The organism is uncultured Intestinibacter sp. (assembly GCF_902468165.1).
Lineage (GTDB): Bacteria > Bacillota > Clostridia > Peptostreptococcales > Peptostreptococcaceae > Intestinibacter.
Genome location: NZ_CABQXJ010000058.1, coordinates 1 through 19,519, shown reverse-complemented (window position 1 = coordinate 19,519; position 19,519 = coordinate 1). Strand labels below are relative to the sequence as shown.

The following is a 19,519-nucleotide window of genomic DNA, read 5'->3' as shown; positions in this document are numbered from 1 at the left end:
AATAATAAATAATAATATATATTAAGACGCTAAAAAGCGTCTTTAATTTTTAATAAAAAAGGATGTGATTAATATTAAATTAAGAAAAATTTTTCTTTTAATATTTATGTTCTTAATTGTTACTTATCTTGGCACTAGTCAAGAGAAAAATTTAGAAACGATAGAGATAAAAATTATTAGTTACAATATACATAGTGGTACTGATAAAAATATGGCGCCGACATTATTTGATACAATAAATTTTTTAAAAAAGAGCAATGCAGATATTATATGTCTGCAAGAAGTCAATGAGTCATCTAAAATTGGATTTCAAGTCAGCAGTTTAAAAGAAGAATTAAATATGAATCTACATTTTGGAGCAAATGTTGTTGCTAACAACACTAATTATGGATTGGCAACTTATTCAAAATATAAAATAATAGATGAAAAACATATTTACCTAAGTAGCACTAAGGAGCAGAGGGGATTTTTAGATACTACTATAAAAGTAAAAAATAAAAAAGTACATATAATAAATGTTCACCTAGGACTAAATGATATAGAAAGAAAAAAACAAATAAAAGAATTAGAAGAATATTTAAGAAAACTAAAAAATAGCTACTTTATCATTTTAGGTGACTTTAACGAAGGAAATTTATCATTAAACAATGATATGATGATAGATGCAGCAGAACAATTAAATAAATCAAACATACTAACATTTTCTATTGGATTAGATAGAATCGATTATATGTTTGTCTCAAATAATATAAAAGTGGAGTCTTATGAAGTATTAATAAAAAATATGTCAGATCATTATCCAATAGTTGCTAAAATATTGATATAATTATGTTATAATAAATAAGAAATAGTTAACTTAATGAGGAGGTAATGTATGAATTTTACATTTTGTCACAATAATTTTAACGTATTAGATTTAGAAAAAAGTCTTAAATTTTATGAAGAAGCTTTAGGTCTTAAAGAAGCAAGAAGAAAAGTTGCAGATGATGGAAGTTTTATACTTGTATATTTATCTGATGGAAAGACAAATCACACTTTAGAACTTACATGGTTGAGAGATTGGGATAGACCATATAATTTAGGTGATAATGAATTCCACCTAGCTTTAGAAGTAGATGATTTTGATAAAGCATATGAACACCATAAAGAAATGGGATGCATTTGTTTTGAAAATAAAGCAATGGGAATATACTTCATAAGTGATCCAGATAATTATTGGATAGAAATATTACCAGCAAATAGAGGATAATAAAATTTAGTAATAAATAATACGGGGGAATAAGATTATGAATAAGGTATTAGTAGCGATAGGAGTAGGGGCTGTAGCTGTATCTTTAAATGTAAATAAATCTTATGCTGATTCTAATGCAACAGTCAATGTAAGCGCATTAAATATAAGAAGTGGCCCAGGGATAAATTATTCAAAAAAAGGAGTAGTTTATAAAGGGGCCTCTTTAAATATAATTGAAACAAATGGAGAATGGTCACATGTTACCTTAGATAATGGTGAAAAAGGATGGGTTTGTTCAAAATATATAAATAGCACTTCATCATCAAATAATATAGCAAATAATGTATCTGGACAAGTTAGTGTAACTGCTAGTTATGTAAATATTAGAACAGGAGCAGGAACTAATAACACTATAAAGACAGTCGTGCCATATGGTACAAAGCTTACATTAATAAGTAAATCCAATGGGTGGTATAATGTAAAATTAGAAAACGGTACTACTGGATGGATAAGTGGAAAATACATATCTACCATAAGTAATAATCAAAACAGCAATCAAAGCAGCAATACATATAACAACTTTACTCCATGTAATGGAAAGGTTACAAGTTATGCAAATTTAAATGTAAGAAGTGGACCTGGTACAAATTATACTATAAAGACAAGACTTATTTATGGACAAGTAGTCAAATTAACTGAAAAATCCAATGGATGGTATAAAATTACATTATCAAATGGTTCAGATGGATGGGTACATAGCGACTATATAAAAATAACTACAGAAGCTGTAAGTAAGCCGAGTGGTACAACTTTAAATAATAGTAACACATCATCAAATAATAGTAATAGATCTGCTGTTGTAAACTTAGCGTACTCATTGCTTGGAAAGCCGTATGTTTGGGGAGCTAATGGTCCAAATAGTTTTGATTGCTCAGGATTTACTAGATATGTATATCTACATGCAGAAGGTAAATCTATACCAAGAGTATCTTATGAACAAGCAAAAATAGGAACAGCAGTAGCAAGAGGAAATTATCTTCCAGGAGATTTACTATACTTTGCAACAACAGGTACAGGAAGAACGAGTCATGTAGGTATTTATGTTGGAAATAACACATTTATACATGCAAGTGGCAGTGCATCTAAACCAGACAAAGTCATTGTATCTAGCTTAAGTGGATATTATGGACGAGTATTACTAGGAGCTAGAAGATTTTAAATAAATATATTCATAAAAAGCAAACCCTTTAAATATAATTGTATAAATAATATTTAAGGGGGCTTAACTAATGAGTAATAAAAAGATATACAAAGGTTTAAATAAAAGACGAAGATTTCACCCTAGAAAATATATAACAATAATACTTTGTATGGCTTTAATAATCGGATATGGTTATAAGAAAATTAAGTTGGACGAAGTATTTAAAAATATCGATATATCTAAAAACGTATCTTCTTTAGTAAATAAATTATATTTTTGGCAAGACCCAGCATCTGAAATATTCAACTTAGCATCGACAAGTACTCAAAAAATAGACAACTCATCACAAAAAAATGTAACTGATAAATCTAATGAAGAAAAATCACAAAAAAGTTCAACAGCAGATAACTCATCAACAAATACAGAAGTAGCAGTAGTAGATGGAATTGATGTTTATCTAATACAAGTGGGATCTTTTGATAACAATAAAGACTTAAATAAAATTACAGCTAAATTAAAAGAAAATAAGATTCCAAATTCAAGTATAAAAATAGACGGCGCAAATAAAGTACAAGCATATATATCATTTAATGAAGATGATGTAAGAAATAATTTAGAAAAAACAAAGAAAATAGTAGATGATGCATTCTTGACAAAATTAGAAATACCGGTATTGTCTTTGGAATATACAGAAGAATATTCTTATATAAAAGATATTGCCGATAATTTGAACTCATTATTAAAAAATTATGAAGAGGAATCAAATTATTTAAATAAAAATAAAGATAATTTAGATAGTGGAGAATATAAAAAAATACTTACAAAAAGAGAAAATATTTTAGATAAATTAGAAAATGAAGTAAATAAAATAAACTATAAAGAATTAGATAGCTTTAAGACTAATTTATTGTCTTATACTTCACAAATAAGAGATAATATTTCTAAGTATGGAGATAAAATTGATACAAAAAATGAATATAAATATGAGACTTTATTAATATCTTCAATACAAATGTATTATGAGTTTATAAACGAAATTAAAGCTGCTTAAAAGGTTGAATTTTTCAACCTTTTTTTGAATTAAAATTAAAATATATCATAAATAAAAATTTAAATAATTATATAAAATAAATATTATTTATGAGATACACTTTTTATATAATACTTAAAAAATGCTAATAATTGGGATAAATAATTAACAATTGTTAAATTTTAGCAATAAATATAGTATACTATATGTATAAAAACAATAAAAAATATAAAAAGACAGGGGGTAAATACAATGAGACTCTTAACATTTAAAGGAGGGATACATCCTCCATATAACAAAGAGTATACAAACAAAGTGGCTCTAGCAAAGGCCGAGGCTCCAAAGATTGTTTACATTCCTCTTCAACAACATATAGGTGCTCCAGCAAAACCTATAGTAGAAAAAGGTGATGAGGTTAAAAAAGGTCAAATGATAGGGCAAGCAGGTGGCTTCGTTTCGGCAAATGTTCACTCATCAGTTTCTGGTAAAGTTATAGACATAGCAATGCATGAAGTTCCAGGTGGAATGGGACAGTGTATTGTAATAGAAAATGACTTTAAAGAGGAACTTCATGAAAGCGTTAAACCACATGGAGATTTAAGTGATCTACAACCAAAAGAAATTATAAAAATTATACAAGATGCAGGTATTGTTGGTATGGGTGGTGCAACATTCCCAACACATGTAAAATTATCTCCACCACCAGATTCAAAAATAGACGTTATTATATTAAATGGTGCTGAATGTGAACCATACTTAACTGCTGACCACAGATTAATGGTTGAACATCCAGAAGATGTAGTATTTGGTATAAGAGCAGTTATGAAAGCATTAGATGTGCATAAAGGATATATCGGTATAGAAGTAAATAAACCAGATGCAATAGAAGCAGTTACTAAAGCGGCTGAAGGATATTCAGAAGTAGAAGTAGTTGGTTTAGAAATAAAATATCCACAAGGTGCAGAAAAACAACTTATATATGCATGTACAGGCGGAAGAGAAGTCCCATCAGGTGCATTACCAGCAGCTGCAGGAGCAGTAGTTACAAATGTTGGTACGGCAGCACAAATAGCCAAATCAATAAAAACAGGACTACCTTTAGTAGAAAGAATAACTACTATCACAGGAGATGCAATAAAAGAACCTAAAAACTTAATAACTAAAGTCGGGACACCAATATGTGAAATAATAGATCAATGTGGTGGATTTAAAGATGGTATAACAGTAGGTAAAGTTATATTAGGTGGGCCTATGATGGGTAACACTCAATATACTACTCAGGCTGCAAGTACAAAAGGTACTTCAGGTATATTATGTTTATCAGAAGAAAAAGCTAGATTACCTGAGCCAACAAATTGTTTAAGATGTGGTAGATGTACAGAAGTCTGTCCAGCATTTTTACAACCATTATATATAAGTGCCAACTCGCTTAAAGGTGATTTTGATAAAGCAGAAGAACATAGAGCACTTGATTGTATAGAATGTGGTTCATGTTCGTTTATATGTCCAGCTAGAAGACCTTTAGTTGAATCAATAAGAAATGCTAAACGTCAAATTCAAGCAAAACGTAGAAAAGCACAAGCACAAGCTCAAGCAAAAGCAGCAAAATAAATAACGGGGGGAAATAAACATGGAAAATAAGTTTATAGTGTCATCATCACCTCATATTAGAAGTAATGAAGATACTTCTTATATAATGAAACAAGTCATATTCGCTCTTGTACCAGCAGCACTTGCTGGATTGTGGTATTTTAGAGCAAGCGCATTATATGTTATGTTTTTCTGTATATTAGGGACAGTCGGTTCTGAATATATATGGGAAAAAATAACTAAGCAAAAAAGTACTATTGGAGATTTTTCAGCAGTAGTAACAGGATTATTATTAGCATTTAACGTTCCAGCTTCACTTCCATGGTGGATGTGTCTATTAGGAGGAGTATTTGCAATAGTAGTTGTAAAAATGATGTTTGGTGGAATAGGTAACAATTTTGTTAACCCAGCTTTAGCAGCAAGAGCATTCTTACTTGCATCATTCCCAGTTCCAATGACTAAATGGACTCAAACAGGAGTTAACTGGGTAAGTACTACATCTGCAGCAGATGCAGTGACAACAGCAACTCCACTTAGCTTCTTAAAATCAGGGGCAGCAGGTCTACAAGGATTAGCAGACAATAATATATCTATGATGGATTTACTAGTAGGTAATATAGGTGGATGCGTTGGTGAAACATGTGCAATCTTATTATTACTAGGTGGTATTTATTTAATATATAAAGGAATTATAAGTTATATTATGCCGCTATGTTATCTAGCAACAATATTTATATTAACTTTCTTATTAGGTGGATTTAATATTCAATTTGCAGTAAGTGAAATATTAGCAGGTGGTGTTATGCTAGGTGGTTTCTTTATGTTAACTGACTATACAACATCTCCAATGACTAAAAAGGGACAAATTATATATGCAGTTCTTGCTGGTATAATATGTTCAGTAATTAGATTATATGGTGGATATCCAGAAGGATGTTCATATTCAATATTATTAGCAAACGTTATGACACCGCTTATAGACAAGTACGTTAATAACAGAGTATTTGGGGAGGTGGCTAAATAATGGGCAAAGATATGTTTAAATTAGGACTAAACTTATTAATAATAAGTGCAATAGCGGCTTTATTATTAGCATTTACTAATAACGTAACAGCAGATACAATAGCAAAAAGAAATGAACAAGCAAATGCAGAAGCTAGAAAATTAGTTTTAGAATCTGCTCAAGATTTTGAAGAAGTAAAAGATGCAAAGACTGATAACTCTAAAGGAGTTAAAGTTTCAGAAATATATGAAGCAAAAGATGCATCTGGAAATACTGTAGGATATACTCTAAAAGTTTTACCATCTGGTTATGGTGGAACAATAGAATTAATGGTAGGTATCGATTCTGCTAATGGTCAAGTATCAGGTATAAATGTTGTAAGTAACTCAGAAACAGCAGGTCTTGGTGCTAAAGCAACTGACCCAGAATTTAGTGATCAATATAAAGGAAAACCACTTGAAGAACTTTCAGTTCTTAAAAATGGAACTCCTGGTGATACTGAAATAAAAGCAATATCTGGAGCTACTATAACTTCTACAGCAGTAACTAACGGTGTAGATGCAGCAATCGAAGTTTACAATAACTCTTTAAAATAATCGATAGGGGGATTTTAAGATGAATCTAGGAAAAGTTTTTAAAAATGGTATTATCGACGAGAATCCAACCTTTGTACAAGTAATAGGGATGTGTCCTACTTTAGCAGTTACAAGTGCAGCAATAAATGGATTAGGGATGGGCCTTTCAACAACAGTAGTTTTAGCTTGTTCAAATGTAGCGATATCATTACTTAGAAAAGTAATACCAGATAAAATAAGAATACCAGCGTTCGTAGTTGTTATAGCTACTTTCGTTACAATAGTACAAATGCTTTTAAAAGCATATATACCATCACTTGATAAAGCACTTGGATTATATATTCCGTTAATAGTTGTTAACTGTATAATACTTGCTCGTGCCGAAAGTTTTGCATCTAAAAATGGAGCTGTTGCTTCTGCAGTAGATGGTTTAGGTATGGGGCTTGGATTTACTTTAGCTCTTACAATATTAGGAGCAGTTAGAGAAATATTAGGAGCAGGTGCAATATTTGGAGTAAGCTTATTTGGAGCTTCTTATCAACCAGCTTTATTATTCATATTACCTCCAGGAGCATTCTTAACATTAGGAATCTTGATGGCAATATTTAATAAAGTTACAAAGAAAAGTGCTTAATTTTTAGGAGGGAAATATTATGAATTATATTCTTTTATTACTAAGCATTGTCCTTGTTAACAACGTTATAACATCACAATTCTTAGGTATATGTCCTTTCTTAGGTGTTTCTAAGAAAGTAGATACAGCAGCAGGTATGGGAGCTGCGGTTACATTCGTTTTAGCCCTAGCTTCTTTAATAACATATTTTATACAAATGATATTAGTTAAAACAGGAACTGAATATTTACAAACTATAGCATTTATACTTGTTATAGCTTCAATAGTTCAGTTTGTTGAGATGGCACTTAAAAAAATGAGTCCATCTTTATATCAAGCATTAGGTGTTTATCTACCTCTTATAACTACAAACTGTGCAGTTTTAGGTATAGCACTTGTTAATGTTCAAAAAAACTACAATATATTAGAAACATTAATAAACGGTACTGGTGCAGGGTTAGGTTTTACATTAGCAATAGTTTTATTCGCAGGAATCAGAGAAAGATTAGAACTTGCAGATATTCCAGAAGCATTTCAAGGATTTCCTATAACATTAATATCTGCAGCATTAATGTCAATAGCTTTCTTAGGATTTACAGGATTAATAAAATTATAAAAACAGGGGGTGAAGTATTGTGGAAATATTAAAAGCAGTAATATTATTGGGAATCATGGGATTAATATTTGGTGCTGTATTAGCTTTTGCTGCACAAAAATTCGCAGTTGAAGTTGATGAAAGAGAAGCCAAAATACTTGAAGTACTTCCTGGAGCAAACTGTGGTGGTTGTGGATACCCAGGTTGTGGTGGTGTAGCAGCTGCAATAGTAAAAGGCGAAGCACCTGTCAATGCATGTCCAGTTGGTGGAGCAGCAGTAGCTGCAAAAATCGGTGAAATAATGGGCGTTGCAGCAGAAACAGGGGAAAGACAGGTTGCACATGTTATGTGTAAAGGTAGTTGTTCAAGTGCAGCAAACAAATATGAATATCAAGGGATACAAGATTGTAGAGCAGCAGCGGCATTAATTGGAGGAGCAAAATCATGTAGTTTTGGTTGTTTAGGACTTGGAACTTGTGTATCTGTCTGTGCATTTGGTGCATTATCAGTAGTTGATGGTGTTGCAGTAGTAGATGAAGAAAAATGTGTTCTTTGTGGAAAATGTATAGATATATGTCCAAAAGGATTAATAAAGAAAAAACCAGCTAAACAAGAAGTCGTAGTTGACTGTAGCTCTAAAGATAAAGGTAAAGATGTAAAAGATAAATGTAAGGCTGGATGTATAGGATGTAAAAAATGTGAAAAATCTTGTCCAGTTGGAGCAATAACAGTAGAAAACAACTTAGCTACAATAGATTATTCTAAATGTATAGGATGTAAAGTATGTGCAGAGGTTTGTCCAAAGAAAGTTATAGAAGCAGAATTATCAGACAGACGTAAAGTAACTATAGATGAAGAAAAATGTATCGGATGTACAGCATGTGCTAGAACTTGTCCATTTGGAGCTATAGAAGGAGAAAAGAAAAAACCACATAAAGTCGATGTTGAAAAATGCAAAGGATGCCATTTATGCATGAAAAAATGTAAAAAAGGCGCAATGCAATTAGTTGATGATAAGAAAGCATCAATTAAATTGGTTAATTAAAGATATTAAAATATAAAATGTGGATAGAATAAAGGTATAGATTTCTATACCTTTATTTTATTATGCATATAAATTGAATTTTTAAAGTACAATATAAATGTTCGGATTATAAAAATATCAATATAAATATTATTACAAAATCCTTAATAAAAATAAGAAATTTGTAATAATATTTAGTATTTATTTAAATAAAGTAAATTTTTTCTCGAAATATAAGATTTAAACAAGAAAACAGTATACATTAAGATTGAAATTTTTATAATATAGTGATAAACTTAATTAGTACAAAATTTGAGTACAAGAAGGTGAACAAATGAAAGTAATATTAGCATCAGCTTCACCGAGGAGAAAAGAGATTTTGCAAAATACTAAGCTTAATTTTGATATACAAAAAAGTGATATTGAAGAAGTGATTTTGGAAAACGAATCTCCAGAAGATATGGTAGTTAGACTTGCATATGAAAAAGCATTTGATGTAGCAAAGAGAAATACAGATAGATTAGTTATAGGAGCAGATACAATTGTAGCTTTAGATAACGAAGTTTTAGGTAAGCCAAAAGATCAAAATGAGGCATATCAAATGATAAAAAGACTATCTAATAAAACACATAAAGTTATAACAGGAATCAGTTTAATTAACTTGAAAGAAAATAAAATTATAAAAGATTATGTAGTTAGTTTCGTTACATTTAAAGATTTAAGTGAGGACTCTATTAAAGATTATATAAATACAAATGAATCTTTAGACAAAGCAGGTGCATATGGAATACAGGGCTATGGAGCTTTATTAGTTAAAAATATACAAGGTGATTATTTTAATATAGTTGGACTCCCTATTTCAAGACTTAGCGATTTACTAAAGAATCACTTTGATATAAATCTATTTTATGGAGGATGATTCATCTGCAAGATACTTTAGGTAAAGGTCTAAACATAAAAAATATGTTAATAGAAGAAAGACCGAGAGAAAAGATGCTGACAAAAGGTGTGAAATCATTAACTGATGCAGAATTGTTAGCTATTATAATTAGAACTGGAAATAAAAAATATAATGCTATAGAGCTTTCTAACCAAATATTTAAGGAAAAATTAATAAATATTAGAGATTTATATGATATAAGTATAGAAGAGCTATGTAGTATAGACGGTATTGGACTTACAAAAGCAAGCCAAATAAAGGCAGCTATAGAATTAGGTGTAAGAGCATCCAGTTATAAGCCGCCTAAATATAAAATAAATCAGCCTTGGGATATCTATAAATATTATATGGATATATTTAGATATGAATCACAGGAAATATTTAAAATAGTACTTTTAAATACAAAAAATGAAATAATAACAGATGTAGATATTTCGATTGGAACCTTAAATTCATCTTTAGTGCATCCAAGAGAAGTTTTTAGAGCGGCGATAAGAAGAAGCAGCAATAAGATTATACTCATACATAATCACCCATCAGGATGTCCCACACCATCTATAGAAGACAAAGTTGTTACAAATAGACTTGTCAAATGTGGAGAAATAATAGGCATTGAGGTAATAGACCATATAATTATAGGTGATGGATTGTATTTTAGTTTTAAAGAAAATATGTTGATTTGATATAGTGTAAGATTGAAGGGAGCGTTTAAAAATGGCAAGTGAAAAGAAACAAAAAAAACAAAAAGGATCTTTATTCGGATTCGGAAAAATGACAAAAGATATGGGAATAGACTTAGGTACTGCTAATACTTTAGTATACATTAAAGGTCAAGGTATAGTACTTAGAGAACCATCAGTTGTTGCAATAAGAGATGACAGCAAAGATGTTTTAGCAGTTGGTGAAGAAGCAAAAAGAATGATAGGTAGAACACCAGGAAACATAAAAGCAATAAGACCGATGAAAGATGGTGTTATTGCTGATTTTGATATAACACAATCAATGTTAACTTACTTCATACAAAAATCTGCAGCTAAAAAAGGTGTAGTTAGTGCGAGAATAGCTATATGTGTACCATATGGTGTTACTGAAGTAGAGAAAAAAGCAATCGAAGAGGCTGCACAACAAGCAGGAGCTAAAGAAGTATTCTTAATAGAAGAACCTATGGCAGCTGCAATAGGAGCAGGTCTTAGAGTCGAAGAGCCAGAAGGAAACATGGTAGTTGATATCGGTGGTGGTACTTCTGAAATAGCTGTAATCTCATTAGGTGGAATAGATACTGCTGAATCTATAAGAATAGGTGGTAACAAATTAGATGAAGCTATAGTTAATTACGTTAAAAAAGAATACAACCTATTAATAGGTGAAAGAACTGCTGAAGATGTTAAAATAAACATAGGTTCAGCATACAAAGATGGAGAAGAAGTAACTTCTCAAATAAGCGGTAGAGATTTAGTAACAGGGCTTCCTAAGAAAATTGATATATCTTCTTCAGAGATAAGAGATGCATTAAAAGATCCTATCAATACTATAGTTAACGGAATAAAAATAACTCTAGAAAAAACAAAACCAGAGCTTGCTGCTGACCTTATGGAAAACGGAATAATGTTAACAGGAGGGGGAGCTTTATTAAAAGGACTTGATTTATTAGTAAAAGAAGAAACTGGTATGCCAGTATTTATAGCTGAATATCCACTTGATTGTGTAGCTATAGGAACTGGAAAATCAGTAGAAGATCAAGAAATATTTGAGAAAGTTCTAGTAGCAAACAAAAGAAGATAGAAGCTGGTGATGAGTTTGAAAAGAGACAAAAATAAACGTAAAATAAATTTTAAAGTGATAGCAACTGGTGTAGTTGCTATCACTTTAATTGGAATTGTGGGCATATCGATTGGATCAAATTCAGGAAAGAGTCCCTTTAACTCAAACATAATATTAAATGTATCATCTACATTAGAAAATGGTGTAAGTAAAGGGGTACAATTCTTTACGGGTGGATTTTCTGATATTTTAAACTTTAAATCTAATGCTAAAAAAGTAACAAAATTAGAAGAAGAAAACGAAGAACTAAAAAAACAAATAACAGAATTAAAAGGTGAGTTAGAAGATACTAGCTCATTAGAACAACTAAAAAAATCACTTAAATTCGTAGATGAAAAATATATTGCAAACCAAGTATCAGCAAAAGTTGTAAGTAAAAATGACGGTCTTTGGTACACATCTATGGTAGTAAGTGCAGGGAGTGAAGATGGAGTTAAAGAAAATAGTTTAGTTATGAATGGCTATGGTTTAGTCGGAATAGTAACTGAAGTATCATCAAATTATTCAAAAGTAATTACTCTATTAGACACAACATCATCAGTTAGTTTTAAATTATCTAGAGATTCTAATTGCAAGGGAATTATTACAACTGGGACAGGTATAAAAAACGAAGAAGTAAATAGAAATAAAGGTCTCCTACAAGGTTATATGCTTGATTCAGATTATGATGTACTTCCAGGAGATAGTGTAGTTACATCTGGACTTGGTTTATATCCAAAAGATATCGTTATAGGAGAAGTTACTAAGGTTACAGAAGATAAGAGTAAATCTTTAAAATATGTAGTAGTTAAACCTAACGTAAACTTCAAAAGTATCGACAATGTAGTAATAGTAGAACCAAGAAATATGAATTAGAGAGGTAACTATTATGAAAAAAGTATTACTTTGTATATTGGGTTTTTTTATAATAATACTTCAAAATAGTATTATTAATTATTTATCTGTTTTTGGAATGACTATAAATATAGTTTTAATATATTTGGTTATAATTTCACTTTATTTAGACGAACTAGAAAGTGTAATTATAGGAGCTATTTTAGGACTTATACTAGATTCTAGTGTAGGCGGTATTTTTGGAGCAAATGCATTAATATTTTTTACAATAGCATATATGGTAAGTTATATAAAAGACAAAGTATATAAAGAAAGCCCTATAATGATATTTACTATTATTTTAGGAACAACATTTATATATTGCGGAATTAGTTTTTTACTTGCGAGAGTACTGTATAATGTGTGTACATTTACATCAATTATAAAAATATTAATAGTTCCAATTTTAAATAGTTTAGTGGGAATATTAGTATACAAAATATTTAAAAAACCAATATTAAGACTAGAAGAAGAATAGTGGTGATTTAATGGAAGAAAATAAAATTATTGAGAGATTTAAAGCTATAAAAATCTTCTTGTTATGCGCCTTTGGAGTAATCATATTAAAAATGTTATACATGAATACAGTACAACATGAATACTATACAAATCTTGCAGATAATAAAACTTATAAACAAGTTACAATAAAAGCTGCAAGAGGAGAGATTAGAGATAGATACGGAAGGCTTTTAGCAGGAAATACAAATTCCTTTGTAGTTGAGGTATCAAGTGACCAATTAACTGCTAAAGGAAATGATCCTAACGCTGTTGCTTTAAAAATAATAAATAAATTAATAGAAAACGGCGAAGATTATGAAGATGATTTCCCTATTACAATAAGTAAAAATGGAAACTTTTCTTATACATATGATAAAAATGTAAGAGAATATAAAGAAAAGAATAATATCCCATCAAACCTTAATGCAAAAGAAACATTCTACTATCTAGTAGATAGTCTTATTGAAGATGGAACATTAAAAAAATCAGATAGGGATTTAGAACCAGCTGAACTTCAAAAAAAGCTTAATAATAATGGATATTATCCTCCTATATTAGTTAAGAGTTTTGAGTTTACAGATATTAAAAATAAAAACGACTGGCTAAAGAGTTTTGTCAAAAAACTAGATGATGGAACAAAGCTAGAAGTCAAAAGTACAGATAGTGCAAAGGTTGCATTCCAAAAAATAAGACAATACTATGGAATTGATGAGAGTTTAAGTGATCAAGATGCAAGAAAAATACTTGTTGTAAGAAATCTTATAAAATCTCAAGGATATAGAACTTATTACCCAATTACATTAGCATCAAATGTATCAGAAGAGACAGTAGCTTTTGTAGAGGAAAATACAACTAATATGCCAGGAATATCAATATCTAACGAACCTATTAGACATTATCCAAATGGAGCATTAGCATCACATGTACTTGGATATGTAGGTAAAATACCATCTACACAATTAGATGATTATTTAAATAATAAAGAAAAATCATATAAATCAGATGATATTGTAGGTCTTACAGGAATTGAGGCAACTCAAGAAGACCACCTAAAAGGTATCGACGGATATAAAAAAGTTAAAGTAAATGCAACTGGTAAGATAACAGATGAATTAGAAGTTAAAGAGCCTGTATCAGGAGATACGGTATACTTAACACTAGATATGGATTTACAAAAAGTTGCTGAAGAAGGTTTAGAAAAAACGATACAAGTTGCAAATAACGGTGGAGTTTATAAAAGTGAATATGGAGATGTAGCTACAAGTGGTGGAGCTAAAAATGCTAAAACAGGAGCTATCATCGCTGTAGATGTAAAAACAGGTGAAGTATTAGCATCTGCTAGTTATCCTGATTACGACCCGAATTTATTCGTAACAGGTATATCATCAAAAGATTATGAAAAGCTACAACCTGAAAATCCAAACGATACACTAGCGGCGAGTCCACTTCTAAATTTAGTAGCACAAGGTGTATTCCAGCCAGGTTCAACATTCAAAATGATAACTGGTATGGCTGCATTAGAAAATGGATTGGATCCAAATTATACTATAAATGACCCAGGTGTTATAAAATTAAATGGACAGACTTTCGCAGATGCCGTTTGGAATAAATCAAAGAGTAACCATGGGGCAGTAAATTTATATAAAGCATTACAGGAATCTTGTAACGTATACTTCGGTATAGTAGGTACAGGAACTAACTGGCTAGGTGGAAAAGACCCAGGTGCAGATGTTAATTCTGAAACGATACTAGAATATGCTAAATTATTTGGTTTAGATGAACATACAGGTCTTGAAGACGAAATAACTGAAGTAGTCGGAAAAGTACCTAGTGAAGAAGATAAAGTAAATTCAACTAAAATTTCACTTAGATCTTATTTAAATCTAAATATAATCGATAGTTTTACTGATATCGATGAAAATGACGATGAAGAAATGGATAAAAGAATAGATGAGATTGTAAGTTGGATAGATGAAGACCCTACTCCAGGTAGGGGTGAAGTTATGTCTAGATTAGCTAAATTAAATGTAAAAGAAGATAGAATAGAAGACTTAACTGACTCTATACTATTTACATACTTAAAATTTGCTAGATGGACATTATCAGACAACTTAAACTTAGCTATAGGACAAGGTGAAAATGCATATACACCATCTCAAGTAGTAAGATATGTAATGGCTATTGCAAATGGAGGATATTTAACAGATCTGACTTTAACTAAAAAAATTGTAAATAGCGACTATGAAATAACTTATGAAAATGAAGTAGTATCTAAAAAAATTGACTTTAAAAATAGTGACAATTTAAAAGAATTAACAAAAGGTATGAAATTAGTTACAAGCCAAGGTACTGCTGCTAAATACTTCGTAAACTTCCCTATAGAAGTAGCAGCAAAGAGTGGTACGGCGGAGAGAAAAGATAAAATACCTACAGCTGACGAATATAACTACTTAATGGATCATTTATCTAGTTATGGCGTTGAAGAAAAAGAAGTCTTAAAAGTTTATAAACAATTAAGAAAAGATAGGGAAGCAGAATTAACTAAAAATAAAATCAAAGAAATTAAAGAACAATTAAAAGACAAAGATTTAGATGAAGAAACAAGAGCAGAGTTAGAAAAAGAATTAAAAGATGGAGTTAATGAAAAATTAGCTGATACAGATAAAATAAATGCCGCTTATTTAAGAAGAGCTATAAAGAAAGTAAATCCTTCTATTACAGATGATGATATAGATAAGTATAAAGAAACATATGGAGATTTTGCTTGGGCAGTAGCATTTGCACCAGCAGATGACCCAGAAATAGCTGTAGCAGCAGTAATACCTCAAGGTACTACAAGTACTTATGCTTTCTTACCAATAAAAGACGTAATAGGATATTACTTATTAGGTTCATCTAATAACAAAACAGATAGTTCGAGTCAAAAGAATAACTCAAATAAAAATGATTCAGATAGTGACTCTACATCTGACAATAAAAATTCTGACTCTGAAGAAAACATAAGCGACAGTACAGGTAGTGACAACAAACTAAATTTTAATGTTCAAATAAAAAAATAAAAAGGTGATTAATATATTTATGAAGAATATAGTAAATAAATTGATATCACTCTGGAGGTTGTTATGTCTTTAAAAGAAGTTTCAGCCAGTGAACTTGTTGAATTTAAAGGCAATAAAAAAGGTATAATTATAAATATAAAAAGAGTAGCCCCTTTTGATGTTGTGAAAGATTCAATAATTAACAGGTTAGAAGAATATGTAGGATTTTTTAATGGAGCCAAAATCTGTGAAATTAATTGTGATTACTTAAGTGATATTCAAATAATAATGATAAAAGAAGAACTTACATCTAGGTTTGATATAGAATTTACGGAAGATGAAGAGAAAAAACAATTAGGATTATTTGACACTAAATATGTGGAGAGCTTAAGATCTGGAGAAATAGTAGTATACGATGGTGATATAGTTGTCATGAAAGATATGAATCCGGGTTCACAATTAACTTCTATAAGAGATATAGTTATTATGGGTAATATAAGTGCTGGAGCGAGAGCTATAGCAGCAGGAAACATAACCGTTATGGGTAAAGTTGAAGGATTTGTTCATGCAGGTGCCAATGGAAATGATAGAGCATATATAGTTGGTAACTGTCTATGTCCAAAAATTTTACAAATTGCCGATAATATAGCTGAGGCGCCTGATGATGATGAAAGTAACAAGGAAATTAAAGAAATCAGCCCGGAGATAGCCTTTGTAAGTGAAGGACGAATAGTAATAGAGAGTTACTTACCTAAAAATGTAAAATAAAGAAGGAAATCTATAGGGGGTAGAAAAATGAGTGAAGTTATAGTTATAACATCAGGTAAAGGTGGAGTCGGAAAAACGACTACAGTTGCCAACTTAGGTACAGCATTAAGCTTTCAAAATAAAAAAACAGTAGTAGTAGATGCTGATATAGGACTTAGAAATTTAGACGTAGTTATGGGTCTTGAAAATAGAATAGTATACGATATAGTAGACGTTGTTGAAGGTACTTGTAAATTAAAACAAGCTTTAATAAAAGATAAAAGATTTGAAAACTTATATCTATTGCCAGCAGCTCAAACAAGAGATAAAAATGCATTAACAGAAGAACAAATGGCAGAGCTATGTGAAAGGCTTAGAGAATCTTTTGATTATATAATAATTGACTGTCCTGCTGGGATAGAGCAAGGATTTAAAAATGCAGTGGCTGGAGCAGATAGGGCTATAGTAGTAACTAATCCTGAAGTTTCAGCAGTAAGAGATGCAGATAGAATAATAGGTTTATTACAAGCTAATGAAATCAATAATATTCAACTTATAATAAATAGAATAAGACAAGACATGGTTAAACGTGGAGATATGATGGACAAGCAAGATATAGTTGAAATATTATCGATAGATTTAATCGGTATGGTTCCAGATGATGAAAGTATAATTATCTCAACTAATAAAGGTGAACCTGCTATTTTAGATGAAAGATCATTAGCTGGTAAGGCTTATAGAAATATAGCTGATAGAATCTTAGGTCATGATGTTCCAATTATGGAACTTCAAACTCAAGATGGGTTCTTCAGTAAACTTAAAAAGATGTTTGGAGCAGCCAAATAGATAGGAGGATATTATGTTCGATTTTTTTAGGCCATTCAATAATAATTCGCAGACAAGTAAGAATGTGGCAAAGGAAAGACTAAAATTAGTATTAGTACATGATAGAATAGATTGTTCTCCACAATTATTAGAAGCTATAAAAGATGATATATTAAAGGTTATATCTAGTTATGCAGAAATAGATGAAGAAGGTTTAGAAATAAAAATGTCTAAGACGAGAAGCGAAACAGATGATAAACCAGTATCAGCCTTAGTTGCAAATATACCACTTAAAAATATAAAAGAGAGAAAAATTTAAATTTATAATACGAGGGGGAAAACCTACCTTTTAAAAGAATTTAAATAGAGATTTTCTTTATGGGGATATACGCAAGTATATCCCTTTAAACATTAAATTTGTTTTTGAGAGTATATTAGAAAGATGGTGAGAAATTGATAGATTATAAAAATACTATAAAGCTTATAAAGAAAATAGATTGGAAACTAATTTTACTAGTAATGGTCATATTTGCTTATGGTTTAGTAATACTAAGTAGTGCTACACATGCAAATCAAACGGGACAATATAAAAGGTTAATAGTACAGAGTTTAGCGTTTGGAATAGGCTCTGTTATTATAATATTTATTTTAATGATAGACTACAATGTAATGGGCAAATACTACAAAGAGCTTTATATTGTTAGTATAGCTTTATTGACATTAGTTTTAATATTTGGAGACAGTAGAGGTGGAGCAAAATCTACTTTCAACTTAGGTATACTTGATTTACAAGTAATCGAAGTAGTAAAAATAACTTTTATACTGAGTTATGCCAAAATAGTAGAGACATACAGAGGAAAATTAAACTCTTTAAAAGAAATTTTCGATGTTGTATTATATGCAATACCAGTTATCGGTCTTATAATAGTTGAACCAGACTTAGGTGGAGCTATTATATTCTGTTGTATAGTATTCGGGATGATATTCTCAGCAGGTATAGACAAAAAAATACTTATAAAAGCTGGGACAATTGTTTTAATATTATTGCCTATAATGTATATGTGTATGGACCAATACCAAAAAAATAGAATCTTAGGTTTTATGGATCCAGAAGATACATCTATAGAAGGAAACTACCAGCTTATGCAGTCGATGATAGCAATAGGCTCTGGTGGAATGACTGGTAAGGGGCTATACAATGGTACTCAAAATCAAGAAGACTTCTTACCTATACAAGATAGTGACTTCATATTTGCAGTAGGAGTTGAAGAATTAGGTGTAATAGGAGGAACTGTATTAGTTGTTTTATACGCTATGTTCCTGCTTAGAATGATAAAAATTGCACGAGAGGCAAAAGATGTTTATGGGTCCTTTATAGTAATTGGAGTCGTATGCATGTTTTCATACCAGATAATACAAAATATAGGGATGACGATGGGATTAATTCCAGTAACAGGGGTAACACTGTCGTTTATAAGTTATGGTGGTAGTGCCGTTATGACATCCTTGGCGATTATAGGAATAGTCTTGAATGTTGGTATGAGACGTAAAAAGATTAATTTCTAATAAACAGTAAAATAGAATTCAATAAATATATGTCTAGAAATCTATGGAAATAAAATATAATTTCCATAGATTTTTTTATTGGAAATTATACATATTTTAAATTATAAATGAAGATGATTTTTGTAGATAAATTTTAAAATAATTAATCTAGTTAAAAGTATTTAGAATAAAAAACTTTTATTTAAAAGATAAAAAATGAATATTATATATAAGAAGATAAATAGTATACTCTAAAAAACGTTTTTTATAAGTATAAAGTTTAAAAGAGAATATAATATAAGTATAAATATACAAATTCTACTTATTTATTAAATAGTAATCTTTAAAATTGGTTATAAATATAATATAA

The 19,519-nt window shown here is 30.1% G+C and carries 20 protein-coding genes; all 20 read left to right on the top strand.

Features of this window, described 5'->3' with window-relative positions:
- Positions 1-106: 106 nt before the first annotated feature.
- The 20 genes from RDX53_RS10405 to RDX53_RS10310 all read left to right on the top strand — a co-directional run bounded on the left by RDX53_RS10405 (position 107) and on the right by RDX53_RS10310 (position 19,170).
- Positions 107-826: an endonuclease/exonuclease/phosphatase family protein gene (locus tag RDX53_RS10405; protein WP_195931790.1), complete on the top strand. Its 720-nt coding sequence runs from the start codon at positions 107-109 to the stop codon at positions 824-826.
- Positions 827-874: 48 nt separating this feature from the next.
- Positions 875-1,249 (top strand): VOC family protein, encoded by a 375-nt coding sequence (locus RDX53_RS10400; RefSeq protein WP_195931787.1) that lies wholly within the window; start codon positions 875-877, stop codon positions 1,247-1,249.
- A 37-nt stretch (positions 1,250-1,286) separates the two neighbouring features.
- On the top strand, positions 1,287-2,450 hold the full coding sequence (locus RDX53_RS10395; RefSeq protein WP_307994094.1) for an SH3 domain-containing protein: 1,164 nt from the start codon (positions 1,287-1,289) through the stop codon (positions 2,448-2,450).
- A 70-nt stretch (positions 2,451-2,520) separates the two neighbouring features.
- The gene (locus RDX53_RS10390) at positions 2,521-3,483 is read left to right on the top strand and encodes a hypothetical protein (protein ID WP_295571580.1); all 963 of its coding nucleotides are present in this window, start codon (positions 2,521-2,523) and stop codon (positions 3,481-3,483) included.
- 231 nt (positions 3,484-3,714) lie between these two features.
- The gene (gene rsxC, locus RDX53_RS10385) at positions 3,715-5,073 is read left to right on the top strand and encodes an electron transport complex subunit RsxC (RefSeq protein ID WP_195931651.1); all 1,359 of its coding nucleotides are present in this window, start codon (positions 3,715-3,717) and stop codon (positions 5,071-5,073) included.
- A 19-nt stretch (positions 5,074-5,092) separates the two neighbouring features.
- On the top strand, positions 5,093-6,076 hold the full coding sequence (locus tag RDX53_RS10380; protein WP_195931652.1) for an RnfABCDGE type electron transport complex subunit D: 984 nt from the start codon (positions 5,093-5,095) through the stop codon (positions 6,074-6,076).
- Positions 6,076-6,651 carry an RnfABCDGE type electron transport complex subunit G gene (locus RDX53_RS10375; RefSeq protein WP_195931653.1) on the top strand — a complete coding sequence of 192 codons (576 nt, stop codon included), beginning with the start codon at positions 6,076-6,078 and terminating at the stop codon, positions 6,649-6,651. The genes RDX53_RS10380 and RDX53_RS10375 overlap by 1 nt, the downstream gene beginning before the upstream one ends.
- A 19-nt stretch (positions 6,652-6,670) precedes the next feature.
- Entirely contained in the window at positions 6,671-7,264 is a 594-nt protein-coding gene (gene rsxE, locus RDX53_RS10370) for an electron transport complex subunit RsxE (RefSeq protein ID WP_007286595.1), read from the top strand.
- Between the two features lie 19 nt (positions 7,265-7,283).
- Positions 7,284-7,859, top strand: coding sequence for an electron transport complex subunit RsxA (gene rsxA / locus RDX53_RS10365; protein ID WP_195931654.1), 576 nt, complete (start codon positions 7,284-7,286; stop codon positions 7,857-7,859).
- A 19-nt stretch (positions 7,860-7,878) separates the two neighbouring features.
- Positions 7,879-8,883 carry an RnfABCDGE type electron transport complex subunit B gene (locus RDX53_RS10360; protein WP_195931655.1) on the top strand — a complete coding sequence of 335 codons (1,005 nt, stop codon included), beginning with the start codon at positions 7,879-7,881 and terminating at the stop codon, positions 8,881-8,883.
- Positions 8,884-9,196: 313 nt separating this feature from the next.
- A complete protein-coding gene (locus RDX53_RS10355; protein ID WP_195931207.1) occupies positions 9,197-9,781 on the top strand; it encodes a nucleoside triphosphate pyrophosphatase in 585 nt (194 codons plus the stop codon).
- Positions 9,778-10,485 carry a DNA repair protein RadC gene (radC, locus tag RDX53_RS10350; protein WP_195931205.1) on the top strand — a complete coding sequence of 236 codons (708 nt, stop codon included), beginning with the start codon at positions 9,778-9,780 and terminating at the stop codon, positions 10,483-10,485. Before RDX53_RS10355 ends, radC begins: the two co-directional genes overlap by 4 nt.
- Positions 10,486-10,516: 31 nt before the next feature.
- Positions 10,517-11,584 carry a rod shape-determining protein gene (locus RDX53_RS10345; protein ID WP_279325558.1) on the top strand — a complete coding sequence of 356 codons (1,068 nt, stop codon included), beginning with the start codon at positions 10,517-10,519 and terminating at the stop codon, positions 11,582-11,584.
- A 9-nt stretch (positions 11,585-11,593) separates the two neighbouring features.
- On the top strand, positions 11,594-12,478 hold the full coding sequence (gene mreC / locus RDX53_RS10340) for a rod shape-determining protein MreC (protein ID WP_195931204.1): 885 nt from the start codon (positions 11,594-11,596) through the stop codon (positions 12,476-12,478).
- 13 nt (positions 12,479-12,491) lie between these two features.
- A complete protein-coding gene (gene mreD, locus RDX53_RS10335) occupies positions 12,492-12,974 on the top strand; it encodes a rod shape-determining protein MreD (protein ID WP_195931202.1) in 483 nt (160 codons plus the stop codon).
- A 10-nt stretch (positions 12,975-12,984) separates the two neighbouring features.
- On the top strand, positions 12,985-16,053 hold the full coding sequence (locus RDX53_RS10330) for a penicillin-binding transpeptidase domain-containing protein (RefSeq protein WP_195931201.1): 3,069 nt from the start codon (positions 12,985-12,987) through the stop codon (positions 16,051-16,053).
- Between the two features lie 63 nt (positions 16,054-16,116).
- Positions 16,117-16,800, top strand: coding sequence for a septum site-determining protein MinC (gene minC, locus RDX53_RS10325; protein ID WP_195931200.1), 684 nt, complete (start codon positions 16,117-16,119; stop codon positions 16,798-16,800).
- 27 nt (positions 16,801-16,827) lie between these two features.
- Positions 16,828-17,625 carry a septum site-determining protein MinD gene (gene minD / locus RDX53_RS10320; RefSeq protein ID WP_195931198.1) on the top strand — a complete coding sequence of 266 codons (798 nt, stop codon included), beginning with the start codon at positions 16,828-16,830 and terminating at the stop codon, positions 17,623-17,625.
- A 13-nt stretch (positions 17,626-17,638) separates the two neighbouring features.
- On the top strand, positions 17,639-17,923 hold the full coding sequence (gene minE, locus RDX53_RS10315; RefSeq protein ID WP_195931196.1) for a cell division topological specificity factor MinE: 285 nt from the start codon (positions 17,639-17,641) through the stop codon (positions 17,921-17,923).
- A 134-nt stretch (positions 17,924-18,057) separates the two neighbouring features.
- Positions 18,058-19,170: an FtsW/RodA/SpoVE family cell cycle protein gene (locus tag RDX53_RS10310; RefSeq protein ID WP_295571572.1), complete on the top strand. Its 1,113-nt coding sequence runs from the start codon at positions 18,058-18,060 to the stop codon at positions 19,168-19,170.
- Positions 19,171-19,519 lie beyond the last annotated feature (349 nt).